The 14,577-nt window shown below is 45.1% G+C and carries 9 protein-coding genes; 4 read left to right on the plus strand and 5 right to left on the minus strand.

The window, feature by feature from the left end; all coding sequences use genetic code 11:
* Positions 1–64 precede the first annotated feature (64 nt).
* Both AAC022_RS03750 and AAC022_RS03755 read left to right on the plus strand, forming a co-directional pair.
* On the plus strand, positions 65–1,477 hold the full coding sequence (locus AAC022_RS03750) for a DUF58 domain-containing protein (RefSeq protein WP_339728123.1): 1,413 nt from the start codon (positions 65–67) through the stop codon (positions 1,475–1,477).
* Positions 1,478–1,515: 38 nt separating this feature from the next.
* Entirely contained in the window at positions 1,516–3,849 is a 2,334-nt protein-coding gene (locus tag AAC022_RS03755; RefSeq protein WP_339728126.1) for a DUF3488 and transglutaminase-like domain-containing protein, read from the plus strand.
* 11 nt (positions 3,850–3,860) lie between these two features.
* Here the strand turns inward: AAC022_RS03755 and AAC022_RS03760 are convergent, their stop codons facing one another.
* From AAC022_RS03760 to AAC022_RS03780, 5 genes are all read right to left on the minus strand, one after another.
* Positions 3,861–4,970, minus strand: a complete 1,110-nt coding sequence (locus AAC022_RS03760; protein WP_339728129.1) for an ABC transporter permease — start codon at positions 4,968–4,970, stop codon at positions 3,861–3,863.
* A 62-nt stretch (positions 4,971–5,032) separates the two neighbouring features.
* Complete coding sequence (locus AAC022_RS03765; RefSeq protein ID WP_339728131.1) at positions 5,033–6,019, minus strand: ABC transporter permease; 987 nt, start codon at positions 6,017–6,019, stop codon at positions 5,033–5,035.
* A gap of 111 nt (positions 6,020–6,130) precedes the next feature.
* The gene (locus AAC022_RS03770) at positions 6,131–8,077 is read right to left on the minus strand and encodes a peptide-binding protein (protein ID WP_339728132.1); all 1,947 of its coding nucleotides are present in this window, start codon (positions 8,075–8,077) and stop codon (positions 6,131–6,133) included.
* Between the two features lie 249 nt (positions 8,078–8,326).
* Positions 8,327–8,782 carry a CAP domain-containing protein gene (locus tag AAC022_RS03775; RefSeq protein ID WP_339728133.1) on the minus strand — a complete coding sequence of 152 codons (456 nt, stop codon included), beginning with the start codon at positions 8,780–8,782 and terminating at the stop codon, positions 8,327–8,329.
* Between the two features lie 173 nt (positions 8,783–8,955).
* Positions 8,956–10,824 carry an ABC transporter ATP-binding protein gene (locus AAC022_RS03780; RefSeq protein ID WP_339728135.1) on the minus strand — a complete coding sequence of 623 codons (1,869 nt, stop codon included), beginning with the start codon at positions 10,822–10,824 and terminating at the stop codon, positions 8,956–8,958.
* Between the two features lie 159 nt (positions 10,825–10,983).
* Here AAC022_RS03780 and AAC022_RS03785 point away from each other — a divergent pair, with 159 nt between their 5' ends.
* Positions 10,984–11,934 (plus strand): glycosylase, encoded by a 951-nt coding sequence (locus AAC022_RS03785; RefSeq protein ID WP_339728139.1) that lies wholly within the window; start codon positions 10,984–10,986, stop codon positions 11,932–11,934.
* Positions 11,935–11,963: 29 nt separating this feature from the next.
* On the plus strand, positions 11,964–14,561 hold the full coding sequence (locus tag AAC022_RS03790) for a ComEC/Rec2 family competence protein (protein WP_339728141.1): 2,598 nt from the start codon (positions 11,964–11,966) through the stop codon (positions 14,559–14,561).
* The last annotated feature ends 16 nt before the right edge of the window (positions 14,562–14,577 follow it).

Genomic DNA, 14,577 nt, shown 5'->3' on the forward strand with positions numbered 1-14,577 from the left:
GTATCACAGGAAGAGTGTTGTGTGTCCCTCCAGTTTAAGTGATGCTGTTTTTAGATAATCTGATATGAAACATCGACTAAACGAATTCTGGCAAAAACGTGAGGAATGGCGTCCGGGGTTGGTTGTCATATTTGTCTCCGTATTTATTTTGATATATACATTTCAGGCCCCATTTACGCTGGCACGTTTTCACCGTAATCTGCCGCTGATGCTCAGGATCGTCGCTGGCGGCACATTTCTCTGGGGTCTTCAGCATGTTCTCATTTCGTTTTTTCCTAAATTAAAACGTTTCCAGTTAAAACGGATCGGACGAAACCGAGTTTCACTCCCGCGAGATGGTCTTGTCTATTTACTGATCATGATGGTGCTCTTCGTGGGATCTGTACTTTCTCGTGAAAACATGTTGATGCTGGTGTTTGCGATGATGACTGGCCCATTTATTTTAAATGGCTGGATTACTTACAGCATGTTAAAGAACATTAAGTTAAAACGGATCATTCCACAAAGAGTGATGGTCGGTGAAACCTTTACCGCTGAAATTATTTTGGAAAACAATAAAAGACTCATCGCAGCCTACCTGATGGAAGTGAGTGATACCTTCAAAAATCACGATGATAAACTGGAAGCATCAGTGGTCTTCAGGCGAGTTGGCCCACGCCAGAATTTATCGGCTCACTATTATGCAAAATTAAGGCGTAGAGGGATTTATCAATTCGGGCCATTGCAGGTCTCAACACGGTATCCTCTAGGGCTCGTCAAACGTGGTGCCGTTTTCTCCGAATATAGTGAAATCATAGTGCATCCTCAAATCGGTAGATTGAGTAGTAATTGGGCGGACGACTTTTTTTCTATCGAAGAAATGGCGCAGCAAAATCAGAGCCGACGTGGTGTGTTTGATGACGAGTTTAATCACATCCGTGAATACCGCTCTGGTGACAGTCAAAGAGCGATACACTGGAGAAGTTCGGCTCGACAGGGAGAACTGATGGTTCAGGAATACCATCAAAATCGTAACTATGATCTGATCATTGGTCTGGATTTGTGGTTACCATCATTTTCCAATGAGAATCAAGCTGAACGAGTCGAATGGGCAATTAGTTTTGTGGGCACTCTTTGCAGAGAGCATTTACGATACAGCCGAGATACAAAGCTGACTTTGGTTTCTCAAGGGAAGACTCTTGAGCTGTTGGAAGTCGGCATTGGTTCAATGGGGCTGGAATATTTATTGGATTTTCTGGCAACGCTGCAACCTGGTAAGTCTCAGACAGATGGTGAATTTGCAAAATTGATTTCACAAATGAGCTCACCTCGCTCAAGGACTGTTCTACTTACTACGCGAAACGAGAGTGGATCCAAAAAACACAATCGCTTGCAAACAATCTTTGAGCAACAAGGGGTCGACGTACACGGACAATGGAGAATGATTGAAGCAGATCCTGAAATACTCTCGCGTTGGCTCGTTCTGGAAACAGATTGAATTCGCTCTTTAAAATTCCTAATAGCTGAGAAACACTTGTGAATTTAACTCTCACATTTCAAGTTAGTATCTATTTGCTCGTCGCTTTATCCAGCATCATGTTCATGATGGCGGAAGAGGCTCTCTTTCCCCAACTTTTAACAGTTCCTCTGGGGATTTTAACGCTGTTTTTTACTGACCGTTGGGAGAAGTTCAGCCTCAGTCCTCTTTGGGCAAACATTTTAGGCTTGCTGGCATTTCTGATTGTCTGTGCAGAGTTTTTCTCGAACATCGAAGGGCGTTTGCTTTCCGGTGCCCACTTTTTAGTTTATCTAACCTGGATTATTCTTTTACAGAAGAAAAGTGATACGCAATATTGGTGGTTATGCGCATTGGGATTCCTGCAAATCGCGGTTGGTGCGGTCCTCACTGAATCGGGTTTTTATGGAAGTATGCTTGTCATCTACATGTTTTTATCGATTTGGACTCTTTCAGTCTTCTCACTTTACAGAACACGAAACACGTTTTTTCAACAAAAGTCGACTGGGGGCCTTCCCCGGCTCAATGTAGAACGGACTGCCGTTTCGCCGTTTCAGCAATCCAGTCAGGTTCAAGGTGGCGTGCAATCTGACCAAAGCCGACGGTGGCTCACTGCTGAATTTTTCTGGGCAACAATAGGCTGTTCGATTACAGCATTATTGATTTCAATGTGTTTCTTTCTGCTGATTCCACGCTTGTGGGTAAACCGGTCTTTATTCAATAACGAAACTATCCAGGGAGGCAACAAGCCCCTTGTCGGTTTTTCTGAAAAAGTGCAACTCGGTGAAATGGGAGAGATTCTCGAAAGTTCAGAACGCGTATTGGAATTAACAGTTTATGATGATGAAACAGACGAACCAGTCACGATCACAGAATTTGTTCAAACGTTTGGTATGGACGAACCTCTCTTCCGGGGCACCGTGCTTTCCAATTATCAAAATGGAAGCTGGAGCAAAGTCCAAAGACGCAGACGCAGACGAAGGCGTGACTATTCTGACTGGCGACCTACCAGATCAAAAGAATTAGACGTACAAAATCTTTATCGGCAGGAATTTATACTGGAGCCGATTGGGACAAAAGTCTTGTTTATTATGCAACCGATTTTGGCCATGGACATGGTCAGTGACGGTGACAACAGCTTAGACGTGGAAACATCTGAAATTCGACAAAAACTGCTGCCAGGTAAAGACAAGACTACAAAGTACAATCTTTTTACAGCAAAAAATGCGAACCAGAATAGTGAAATGTACCAACTATATCGTGAGGACATTTACTTAGGATTACCACGAAAGGATCTTAAGAGACTCATTCGATATACCAAAGATTTGATTGCAGCTCACCCGGAATTAAAAACAGATAGGGAGAAAGCCAAATTCATTGAAACGTATTTACGTGATTCTGGCGAATATAGTTACACCCTGAATATGTCGATTGAGGATCCCACAATTGATCCTGTTGAAGATTTTCTTTTTAATCGTAAGTCGGGACACTGTGAATACTATGCGTCAGCTCTGGCACTAATGTTGAGAGCCATTGGTGTCCCCACGCGTGTAATTACCGGATTCAAAGGTGGCGAACAAAAATATTTGTCAAATAATTTCGAAGTTCAACAACGCCACGCTCATTCCTGGATTGAGGCATACCTGAATGATCGTTGGGAGACGATGGACGCGACCCCCGCCTTACAACGGGCAGAAATGGTCGCAAAAAATGCAGCCTCTTTTAGTAGCTGGAAAGGGGCTAACAAGATGTTGACCCAATTCTGGCATGACTATGTAATTGGAGTTTCATTACAACGTCAAAAGCGTGCTTTTTATGAGCCGATCACCAGGGCCGGAAAAAAACTGAGCAAACAACTATTGAATTTCCGGACAACGATCGCTGCTGCTGTGAAAACGGTCAGAAGCTTTCTCTCTTCACCCCGCCGTTGGTTCAGCTGGGAGGGAGGTGCAGCCGTCTTTATCATCGCCGGTTTGTTCTTTGGTTTGAAATGGTTATCGAAAATTACAATCAGATTTCTCCGATTTCTGTTTAATAAAGAAACAGATCAATCAGGGGCACATAGCTCTGCGAAGATTGCCTTCTATGAGAAGTTTCAATCATTACTTGCTAAGAAGGGGCTTGTGCGTAGTCGTTCAGAAACTCAAAAAGAGTTCTCTGATCACGTGAAAACAGACTTACGATTAGAACTGACAGAGGCCCAGATTTCAGAGTATCCCGACCAGGTCACCCAACTCTATTATCATGTTCGATATGGGAATCATGCTCTGGAACCACGCGAAACCGCTGAAATTCAACAAAAAATAACGACTCTCGAATCTGTTTTGTTGAAAGAGGAACAATCAAAAGGTTGACTTGTGATTGCTTAAGCATCGCGTAATCGAGGATCCGAGGCTTCCTGAAGTCCTTCACCAATGAAATTGTAGGCCAGCACAGCCAGGAAAATAGCCATTCCGGGAAAGACGATCAACCACCACATCTGTAAGTTTTGCCGTCCCAGGTTGAGCAAGGTGCCCCAACTTGGATTCGGAGGGGGCGCACCAAACCCCAGGAAACTGAGGCCACTTTCGATCAAGATTGCAGCGGCAATTCCAAAGGTAATTGGAACAAGTACCGGCGCCAAAGAGTTTGGCAGGATATAGCGGAAAATGATTCGAAACTGACCGACTCCCGTTGTTTTTGCAGCCAGAACAAAATCACTTTCGCGGAGCTTCATAAATTCTGCACGCGCCAGCCGGGCAATTCCGGTCCAACCAGTACAGCCAATAATGGCCATCATGTGCCAAATGGTAGGCGAATCAATAATGGCAATAATCGCGAGAATTAAAATCAATGTCGGAATACACATCACGACTTCAATCAGACGGCTGAGGACCATATCGATCCATTTACCGTAAAAGCCGGCTAATGCACCAACGATGATTCCAATCACGCCCGCTATCCCCATCGAGACAAAACCGACTAATAACGCAATGGTTGTGCCATGTACCATTTGCGCAAACACATCGACACCACGCTGATCGGTCCCAAACCAATTTCTGAGACTGGGGGCGCCGCTATTTTGGGTTGGATTTCCAGGTAGTCCTTTCCATTCATTGTCGTAAACACGGCGGTAGGGATCTTGATAGACTAAAGGCCAGATTGCCCAGCTATTGGGGTCGTTCTTTTTCAGATTTTCAGGAAAGCGATTTCGAAATCGATCTTTATAGAAGATTGGATTTTCCCAAGCGCGTCGAAAATACCCCATTGCGGGGAAATAGATGTGACCTTTGTATTTACATATGATCGGTTTTGTACCAGCGATCGCAGGGGCAAAAATTGCAACAAACCCGAGAAAGCCGATATAGATCAAGGCCAGCATTGCCATCTTTTTCCCCTTGAAACGTTGCCAGGTTTCAGACCAGAAACTGGGGGACTTCGAGACTGCCTTCTTCTCAGTTGAAGAGTTCGTGTTTTCTTCTGATTGCTTTTGCATAGTTATGTATGATTCAAAAGGAATGCGACAAAGATGAGAAATAAGAACTGAGGAATCTCTTGTTAATGGTCAGCAATTTTGACACGCGGGTCAGCCATTGCATAAAAGATATCTGCTAAAAGCTGACCTGCTAACGTCAAAATGGAAAACATGAGTGTTAATCCCATGATGGTGGGATAATCTCGTTCCAGAATTGACTCGAAATAGAGTTGCCCCATTCCCGGCCAGTTGAAAATTCGTTCGATGATCACAGAGCCACCCAATAGAGAAGGCAAAGTCAGACCAATTAAAGTCACCAGTGGGATGAATGTATTCCGAAACGCGTGTTTGACTAACACGTTAATCGGCCCCAGTCCCTTCGCGCGCGCCGTGCGGATATAGTCTTGTCTCAAAACCTCATGCATATTGGCTCGAATAAAACGACTGTAATAAGCCAGGCTACCATAGGTATAACAAATCACTGGCATCAAAGCATGTTTGAATATATCCCAGGTTTGTTGCGCTGCAGTCATGGATGAATATCCATCACTTTTCATTCCATATAATGGCAGCCAGCCCAATTTCTTCGCTAAATAGATCTGCAGAAATAGGGCCGCTACGAAGCTGGGAAACGAATATAGCATGTAGAGAATGGTTCCCACCGTTCGTTCATCCAGCTTCCCTTGTCGTGCAGACGAGTAGAGCCCCATTGGTATCGCCAATAGATAGGTTAGCAATAAAGAACTCAGTGACAAAATCAGGGTTGGTCCCATGCGTTCCTTGATCAGACGTGCTACTGGCTGTTTTCGCGAAATGGACCTGCCAAAATCGAACTGAAAAACATTTCCGATCCAAAGACCATACGCCTGGTACCAGGGCTTATCCAACCCATATGCTTTTTTCATACGTTCTATATCAGCCGGGTTCAATTCTTTGCCAGGATCGATCATTGCCATATTCACCGAAATGGGTGACCCTGGCATGTTCCGGATCAGCCCGAAAATGATAAAGGTAATCAAGACGAGAGTAACCAAGCCGATGAAGAGCCTACGCACAAGATAGCTGAACATGCTTTTCAATCAATCCAATAACAGAATCAACAAAAAAAGTAGCGACTGAGAAAGCAATCCAGCTTGTAGGCTGGATTGCTCTATGATCGATTCAAAGGAATAACAGTCAAGCTATTTGCTGACAGGTTTCCAGAGACTTCCAAAGCCTGGTCCGTAGCCATAAGGACCACGAGGACTAAAGACATATCCTCTCAAATCCTTGTTGAATCCATAGAAGGAATTACGGAAGTAGAGCCAGGTATAGGGCTGGTCTTCATAGAGAATCTCATGGATCTTGCCATAGATTTTCGCCCGTTTGTCTTTGTCAAACTCTCGACGGCCCTCTGCAAAGAGCTTATCAACTTCCGGGTTTGAATATTGACCGTAATTCCGGCCTGCACCGGTTTTCCATAAATTGATTGATGTATCAGGGTCTGTTCCTGTTCCCCAGCCACCAAACATCGCTTGAAACTGATGATTCCGGGCTTTTTCCTGCATCACGGTAAATTCGGTTGGTTTTACTTCGCAGATAATTCCAATCTGGTCCAGGTTTTCTTTAAGTAAGGTACAGATTGAAAGCGACAATGGCTTGTTCGCAGTCATGATCGTAAACCGGAACGGGATCACCTTCCCATCAAATTCCTTGTCTCGGATACCATCACCATCGGAATCAATCCAACCCGCATTATCCAGAAGCTCTTCAGCCTTGTTCAAATTTTGATGGTATGGTTTTGTCATCGGCTGGGGAGCCATCCAGGCCGTTTCGTGATAAACACCGGTGCAAGGCTGGTACAATCCATAGCAAAGTTCATCCAGCATTTCTTTATGATTGAAGGCATATGACATCGCCTGCCGTACTTGTTTGTCCTGGAAAAATAGTGTTTCGCAGTTCCAGCCAAAATAGAAGTAAACCCATTCCAGCCCGTTCGCTTTGGTGCAGGTTTTATAAAATTCCTCGTCTTCAGTTTGCGTTTTCCAAAGTTCAGGGTTGAGCGCCATTTCGTCGATCTTCCCTGTTTTCAGCGCGAGTAATGCAGTATTCGGGTCCTGGATAATTCTCAAGCGGACTCGCTCAAAATAAGGCCGATTACGGACTTCTTTGCCATCTTGCATGTACCAGCTTTCGCGACGCTTTAAAACAATTTCCTGACCGCGCACTCTTTTCTCGAATTCGTAAGGCCCGCCGGTAACAGGTTCATTTTCATACTTAACATGGTATTTGCTATCTTGCAGGGTCGGATCTGTTTCCAGTTCTTTCTCATAAATATGCTTGGGGATAATCGGAAAGTTGAGATTCCAGACATTTGTCGGGAGCGCTTCTTTATGGAAATAGACCAGAGTCTGATCATCGTAGGCTTGAATCCACTTAATCTGATCCGTACCAGAGCGAACTGCGGGGACGGGAACCTTGGGGTTCATGATCGTCTGAAAAGTAAACACAATGTCATGCGCTGTGATGGGAGTCCCATCTGACCAGGTTAAGTCATCTCGCAAAACAACTTTATCGTACAGCTTGTCTTTACTAGACTGCCAGGAAGCCACTGTGTCTGAAACAGCAAAAGGCTTGAAGTTCCAATCGAAACTAAACAGACCAAAACCAGTGAGCGAAGAGACTTCAAATTCGACAGCCGAGCTACCCATGATTGGGTTTGTACTTTTCATGTCGGCTCCGACATGTCGATTGATCGTCGCGTTCCAGTCTACCGCTTCCGCATTTTCAGGAAGCCGACCAATCGCACTCAGAATCTTTTCATTGATTTCCTGGTTCGTATTTTTCAGTTTTAACGCTTCATTCACGCTGACCAATGGCTTTTCTTTACTCTGCCGCTCCCGAAGTAGCTCCAGGCTATCCAGCACAGGCTGTTCTTCCCATTCAACCTCAGCATCCAGATCGGTGAGACTGGGAGCGTCAAATGGCTCCAACATGGGCTCTGGAGTCGCATCATCCTTGGATTCTGACGCGGTCGAATTCTCCGATGACTCTTCCGTCATATCGGTCGAAGGTCCAGGACATCCTGTGAGAAATACGATGAGTAGGATTGTCAAAAGCAATTGATTCAGGCGGGAAACTAAATACATGGATATTCCTTCAATTAACTCCATTGAAAAGTCGGAAAATTCATCGGAGGACGAAGTTGATTATTTGCATAAAACAAATTCAAAAGATTCGAACGTCTCAGGCTAGATTGTGGCAGACTCTGATAAATAGAACAAGGCTGATTTTGGTTTTAAACGTAAGTTGCGTTTAGACTTAACATCTACCAAAACCAGCCTTATAATTATCAGGTGGCAATTCTACGCTCAAGCGTAGTCAGTCCTCAGGTCATCTTATTCAAAGACACCAACCCAGTAATATTGACCATTCAGAACCATATAGCCGAATCCAGCCTGTGATCCTGTGAGCATAATCGAATGGTGGGCGGGAGAAGCAATCCAGCCATTGACGGCAGCGGCTGCCGATGTGGGGCCCTGAAAGATGATCTCGGGCCAAGGCAAGCTGCTGTGCTGATAGTAGCCAGTTTTTGCCATCCAATCTGCATGCTCTTGCGCTTTCAAACACATCTTCGTGTTAAGCGAAAGAGCAGGTAATCCGTTTCTGGCTCGTTCCACATTGTGCAGCTTCAACAATTTCAGAATCGTAGGATGCTTGATCAACCAATCATGCTCACCCTTCTTTGGTTTTGCTGCTTCTTTCGGTGTTTCTTCTGAAGAAACAGGCTGGATGAGCATCAGACATAACAGACTTGCTAAAACGACTCTCCATGCTGGTTTTATTGTCATCATTTCTTTCCTGGACTTTCCGTAAGGGATGTCAAAATATTTCACCGGCACAAAGTTTGCCGGTCCCGTAGACTGTGGAGGAAAGGTTAGCAACGGCAAATCCTCTGGTCTACTGTACGGAAAGCAGAAAATTAGCATCTCAATTCATATTGACAAATCTACATATCATCCCTTGTTTACGCATTAAATGCCTGTTTTTTCCTATCATTAACCCGTTTCTTGATTTGCGTCAGATCGTCGACGGGAATGGAATCAATCAACTTTCTTGTATACCCCTGCTGCGCGTTTTGATAGATCATTTCCGACGGACCCAGCTCTACCAGTTTTCCCTGATTCATCACCGCCATCATGTCAGACATAAATTTTACAACGCTTAAATCATGGCTGATAAAAATATAAGTCAGGTCGTACTGTTCCTGCAAATCTTTGAGTAAATTCAAGACTTGTGCCTGCACGGATACGTCCAATGCTGAGACAGATTCATCGCAAATGACAAATTCAGGCTCGACCGCTAATGCGCGTGCAATCGAAATTCTTTGACGCTGCCCGCCTGAAAACTCGTGGGGATAACGGTCCAGATATTCAACAGGCAATCCGACTTCTTCCAGTAAAGAGGCTGCCCGGTCACGTCGATCCTGCTTTGACGAACCTAAATTATGCGCGATCATTGATTCCGTGATGATTGTGGAAACCATCATGCGTGGATTCAGCGAACTGTAAGGATCCTGGAAAATAATCTGAACTTTACGCCGGAACGGCTTTCGCCCCGACTGGCTCATGTGAGCGAGGTCATTCCCTTCGAATAGAATCTTCCCACCTGTGACGGGAGCGAGACCAACGATTGCCTTGCCGGTGGTTGTTTTTCCACAACCGGACTCTCCCACCAATCCCAGCGTCTGGCCTCGATAAATATTTAAGGAAATGCCATCAACGGCCTTCACATGATCAACGGTTCTGCGAAGAATACCGCTTTTAATGGGATAATAGACCTGTAACTGATCCAGACTCAGAATGGGTTTCTCCCCTTCGTTGACCAGTTGAGATTCCGGAAGTGCTTTGACATCATCTGCCTGATAACCGAGTGTTGCCAATTCGGAAAGGGGGTGTAATAAGCGGGGGCGCCCATGTGATGTCAGATTATTGAACTGGCTTTTATCAAATTTCTTTTCCGTGATTAAATATTCACCGGGCTCTGTTTCTTCAAAATCCATGAAATCCGAAACCGTTGGCAGCCGTTTAAAAGTGGTATCTAAAGCGGGGCGACAGGCCAGCAGACCTTTTGTGTAAGGATGCTCCGGGTTTTCGTAGATATCAATCACGGGCTTGTATTCGACTAATTTGCCACGGAACATGACTGCGACATCATCGGCAATTTCAGCAATCACACTTAAATCATGCGTGATGAATAGAATCGACATCCCACGTTCATCGCGCAGTTTCCTGAGCAGATTCAGGATTTGTGCTTGAATTGTAACATCCAGTGCTGTTGTAGGCTCATCAGCAATTAACAATTCGGGGTTGCAACTTAACGCCATTGCGATCATCACCCGCTGTTTTTGTCCCCCGGACATCTCATGCGGATAGCTGGAAAATCTACGTTCCGGGTCTAAAATACCTACTTCGTGAAACAGCTCAATCGTTCTTTGTTTTGCCTCAGCTGAAGTGACTTTCTGGTGCAGAATAATTGTTTCCATCACCTGTTTTCCAACGCGAAAAACCGGGTTCAACGACGTTCCCGGCTCCTGGAAGATCATGCTGATGTCACGCCCACGAATCTTCCGCATTTCCGGGTCCGATAACTTCACCAGATCTTTTCCCAGAAAGGAAATTGAGCCAGCATCAATTTTTGCAGCCGTATCAGGCAGCAGCTTCATGATTGATAATGAAGTGACTGATTTTCCTGATCCCGATTCTCCAACCAGCCCCAGAGTTTTTCCTTTTTCGATTTTTATATTCAAATCGTCAACGGCTTTCACCAGGCCACGGCCTGTGTGAAAATAGGTTTTTAATCCATTGATATCGAGTAATGCAGTGTTCTCTGTCATGGGATTTCCTTTTGAAATCAATTTGAAATCACCTGGATCTTTCCGGCGCATTCAAAATTCATCTGTCGCACTTTGTATTTTTGAAAGTGATTTGCGTATAATAGCGAAACTTCTGTGGGATGGGAGAGGAAACTAAATAAACCTGATGATTGGGAAAAAATGAACGGCATTACTTCGAGTTCCATTATTAGATTACTTCGTTTCAATTTGTTTCTGGCCTTGATGGTTTTGAGTGCCAGTCAATTTGTTTTCGCGGAAGAAATTACGTTTCCCAAAGTCTTGACTCAGTTTGTTCCCTACTCAAATAATCCCATCTTTCAAGCAGCAGGCCCGGGGCACTGGGATGTAAAAATACGTGAACGCGGGTGGATTCTCAAGGAAGGTAAATTTTACCATCTCTGGTTTACCGGCTACGATGGAACCCGGTCTGGCTCAAAGATGCTGGGATATGCCTGGTCCTGTGATGGGATCCATTGGACCCGATCTCCGTGCAACCCGATCTACAAGAAACATTGGGTTGAAGATATGATGGTTCTCAAACATGGGAAGATCTATCATATGTTTGCCGAAGGCAAAGGTGATATCGCTCAGCATCTTATTTCCAACGACGCCATTAACTGGAAGCGTGTTGGTCCCCTGGATGTTCGACTGGCAAATGGAACTCCTATCCCCGAGGGGCCGTACGGCACTCCCGTTGTCTGGTTTGAGGATGGCCAGTGGTATCTCTTCTATGAACGGCGCGATGCCGGGATCTGGCTGGCAAGTTCACCAGATCAGAAAGTCTGGACAAATTTGAACCATGACCAGCCCGTCATGAAGCCTGGTCCCCAACCCTATGATCAGAAGATGATTGCCATGAATCAGATTATTAAATACCAGGGGACTTATTACATGATCTTTCATGGAACCGATGCGGCCCAAAAACCTTCTTTGTGGACAACAAATATTGCAGCATCAAAAGACCTCCTGCATTGGACAAAATATTCTGGCAATCCTCTGACAAAACCTGCAGCGAATCAATCCAGTGGGGTTTTAATCCCAGACGGTAAACGATTTCGCCTTTATACAATGCACAATCAAGTCGACCTGAATTTACCGCAGGATCCCTGATACTTGAATCAAATATAGTGGCCTGATCTATGAACAACCCCCTGCCCCTTAGCACTCCACAGGCAATGGATCGGGGTTCGGCTCAGAGCACAATAGGACGTTCCCCTGCTTTAACCGTACTCATCTGTTTTTCTCTGGGAATCTTAATTGACTCCTGGTTTGATTTGGAACTGGTCTACTGGCTTCTTTTTAGTATCATTCTCTCAGCTGTCTGGGCTCTCGGTTATCGCTCACACAAACATTCCAGTTCAGCGATCGCACTCTTGCTCTTGACTATCTGTCTGGGGGGAATGCGGCACCATGAGTTCTGGTTCTGTCACGTTCCCAATCATATCAGCCGCCTCTTAAAAAGTCCGGAGCATTCAGAAGACCAGGCTCAACTTATTCGGGTGACAGGAGTGATCTGCAAAAGGCCGCAGATCAAGACTCCCGCCGACGAGGAGCAGTTCAATCCGAAACAGCCTACACAACAGACAAACTTGATTCTTGACTGCAGGGAACTCCATACAGGATCGACAAACATTCCTGTCACAGGAAAGATCTTTGTCACCATCTATGATCAAGTGAGCTTACTACAAGGAAAGCAGCCCCATCCATTTTCTATTGGTGACACCATTGACGTGTGTGGAAAACTAAGGATGTTCTCCCCCAAAGATAACCCACACGATTTTGACTTTCAAAATCATTTTCGAAAACAACAAATTGATGCCGTTCTGACGCTGAAATCTTCACAGGCAGTTCAGCTCATTAGTAAGGTCCCGGCTTCATCCTGGAGCAGTCTCCAGAAACAGGTCCACGACTCATTCGCACGCCTTATTCGCGAGAACACAAGTGAAAGTACACAGCCGATTGGGTTGGCACTTTTACTAGGTGACCGTTCAGAAATCAGTACCCAGGTTAGAAAAAAATTCAGTCAATCCGGTTTGATCCATTTTTTGGCCATCTCTGGATTGCACATTGGTTTTTTCAGCGCTTTTATCTGGGGTATCTGTCATCTGTTGAATTTGCCCAGAACTGTTGCCGTCGCGTTGCTGCTGTTTGCGATTATATTTTATCTATCGATTATTGAAATTCGTCCTCCCATTCTCCGTGCTGCTTCCTTTTGTGCGCTGGTCACACTGGGGCTGATCAGTTGGCGTGCAATTACCACATTAAATCTGGTTTGCATTTCGGCGGTCTTCATTTTGATCATCAATCCGACCGATTTATTTGATGTTGGAACACAGCTTTCGTTTCTTGCCGTTGCAGCAATTCTCTGGACGGTTCAGCAGGAATTTTTTCAAAACCCGTTTCAGCAACACTGGATTCCACTACGTTGGAGAATTCTCGCCAGCGCCCCTGTTTTGCAAACGCCCGTTCAATGGTTTTTGATACGATACTTCCGTTTACTCTACAGTGTTTTTCTGGTCACTTTTTTCATCTGGCTCGTGACAGCGCCACTTGTGCTCTATCATTTTCATTTACTCGCTCCGATTGGGCTTCTAGTCAACACGCTCATCTTTCCTTTTTTGTTCCTGATCCTGTTGCTGGGATACTTGCTGATTTTCTTAGGTTCGGTAGTTCCATTTCTGGCGGGCATATTGGGGATTTGTTTTGACTATAGCCTCCGGCTCCTGAATTGGATTGTCGAATTCGCGTCGTCTATTCCTTTTGCACATTTTGATTTACCGGGACCACCTGCCTGGTGGTTACTCGTGTACTATTCCCTGATTCTTTTCTCCATCATCCCTGTTTATTCAAAATTCAATTTCAAGGGGAACTGGTTGCTACAAAAATCTCGACTCGCAGTGGTTCCTGTATGGGTGATCGTCGGGCTGCTGATACCGCTACTTTCTACGAACTCGAGATCGGTGCAATGCACATTTATCGCCGTCAATCATGGCATTTCTATTTTGATCGAATCTCCTGATGGCAAAACGATTCTATATGATGCTGGTTCCATGTCTCCTGTCGAGCAAACCTGTTCGAAGATCAAAAATACGTTGTTGGCTCATGGAATTCGGCGGGTTGACTTACTGCTCATCTCCCATGCAGACCGCGATCATTATAATTCAGCTGCCGAATTGATCTCAAATCACTATATTCGCGAGCTCGCGTTTCCGCAGGCCTTCCTCAGCAAAAAGCAACCAGGCACACTTTCGTTGTGCAATATCGCAGCACAGAATCATGTTCCAATCAGGATCATTGGCAAGGGAGATCAAATCGATTTTGGAGCCGGAACAGCAATCGAAGTACTGCATCCAGGCTTTGCAGATCAGTATGCAGAAGATAATCCAGCCAGCTTAACAATCTTGCTTTCACACAATCACCGGAAAATACTACTTACAGGCGATCTGGAAGGGAGAGGACTGGTAAAGCTACTGACTGAAACTACTGCCGGACCAGTAGATATTCTACTTTCCCCGCATCACGGCAGCTTTTCGGCAAATACCTCTGATTTGGACCGCTGGGCGAGGCCTGGGTATCTGATTGTCAGTGGTGGCAGAAAGCAGACCATCCCCCAATTACAAAAAGTCTTTTCAGCCAGCACCCAAATTTATTCAACCAGCAAGCATGGGGCAATTACTTGCCTGATCGACGATGCTGGAAATTTGGAAGTCATCCCTTTTCGGCCAGAGATGAACTGAAAGATAAACTTCGAGC

The sequence above is a fragment of the uncultured Gimesia sp. genome (assembly GCF_963976445.1).
Lineage (GTDB): Bacteria > Planctomycetota > Planctomycetia > Planctomycetales > Planctomycetaceae > Gimesia.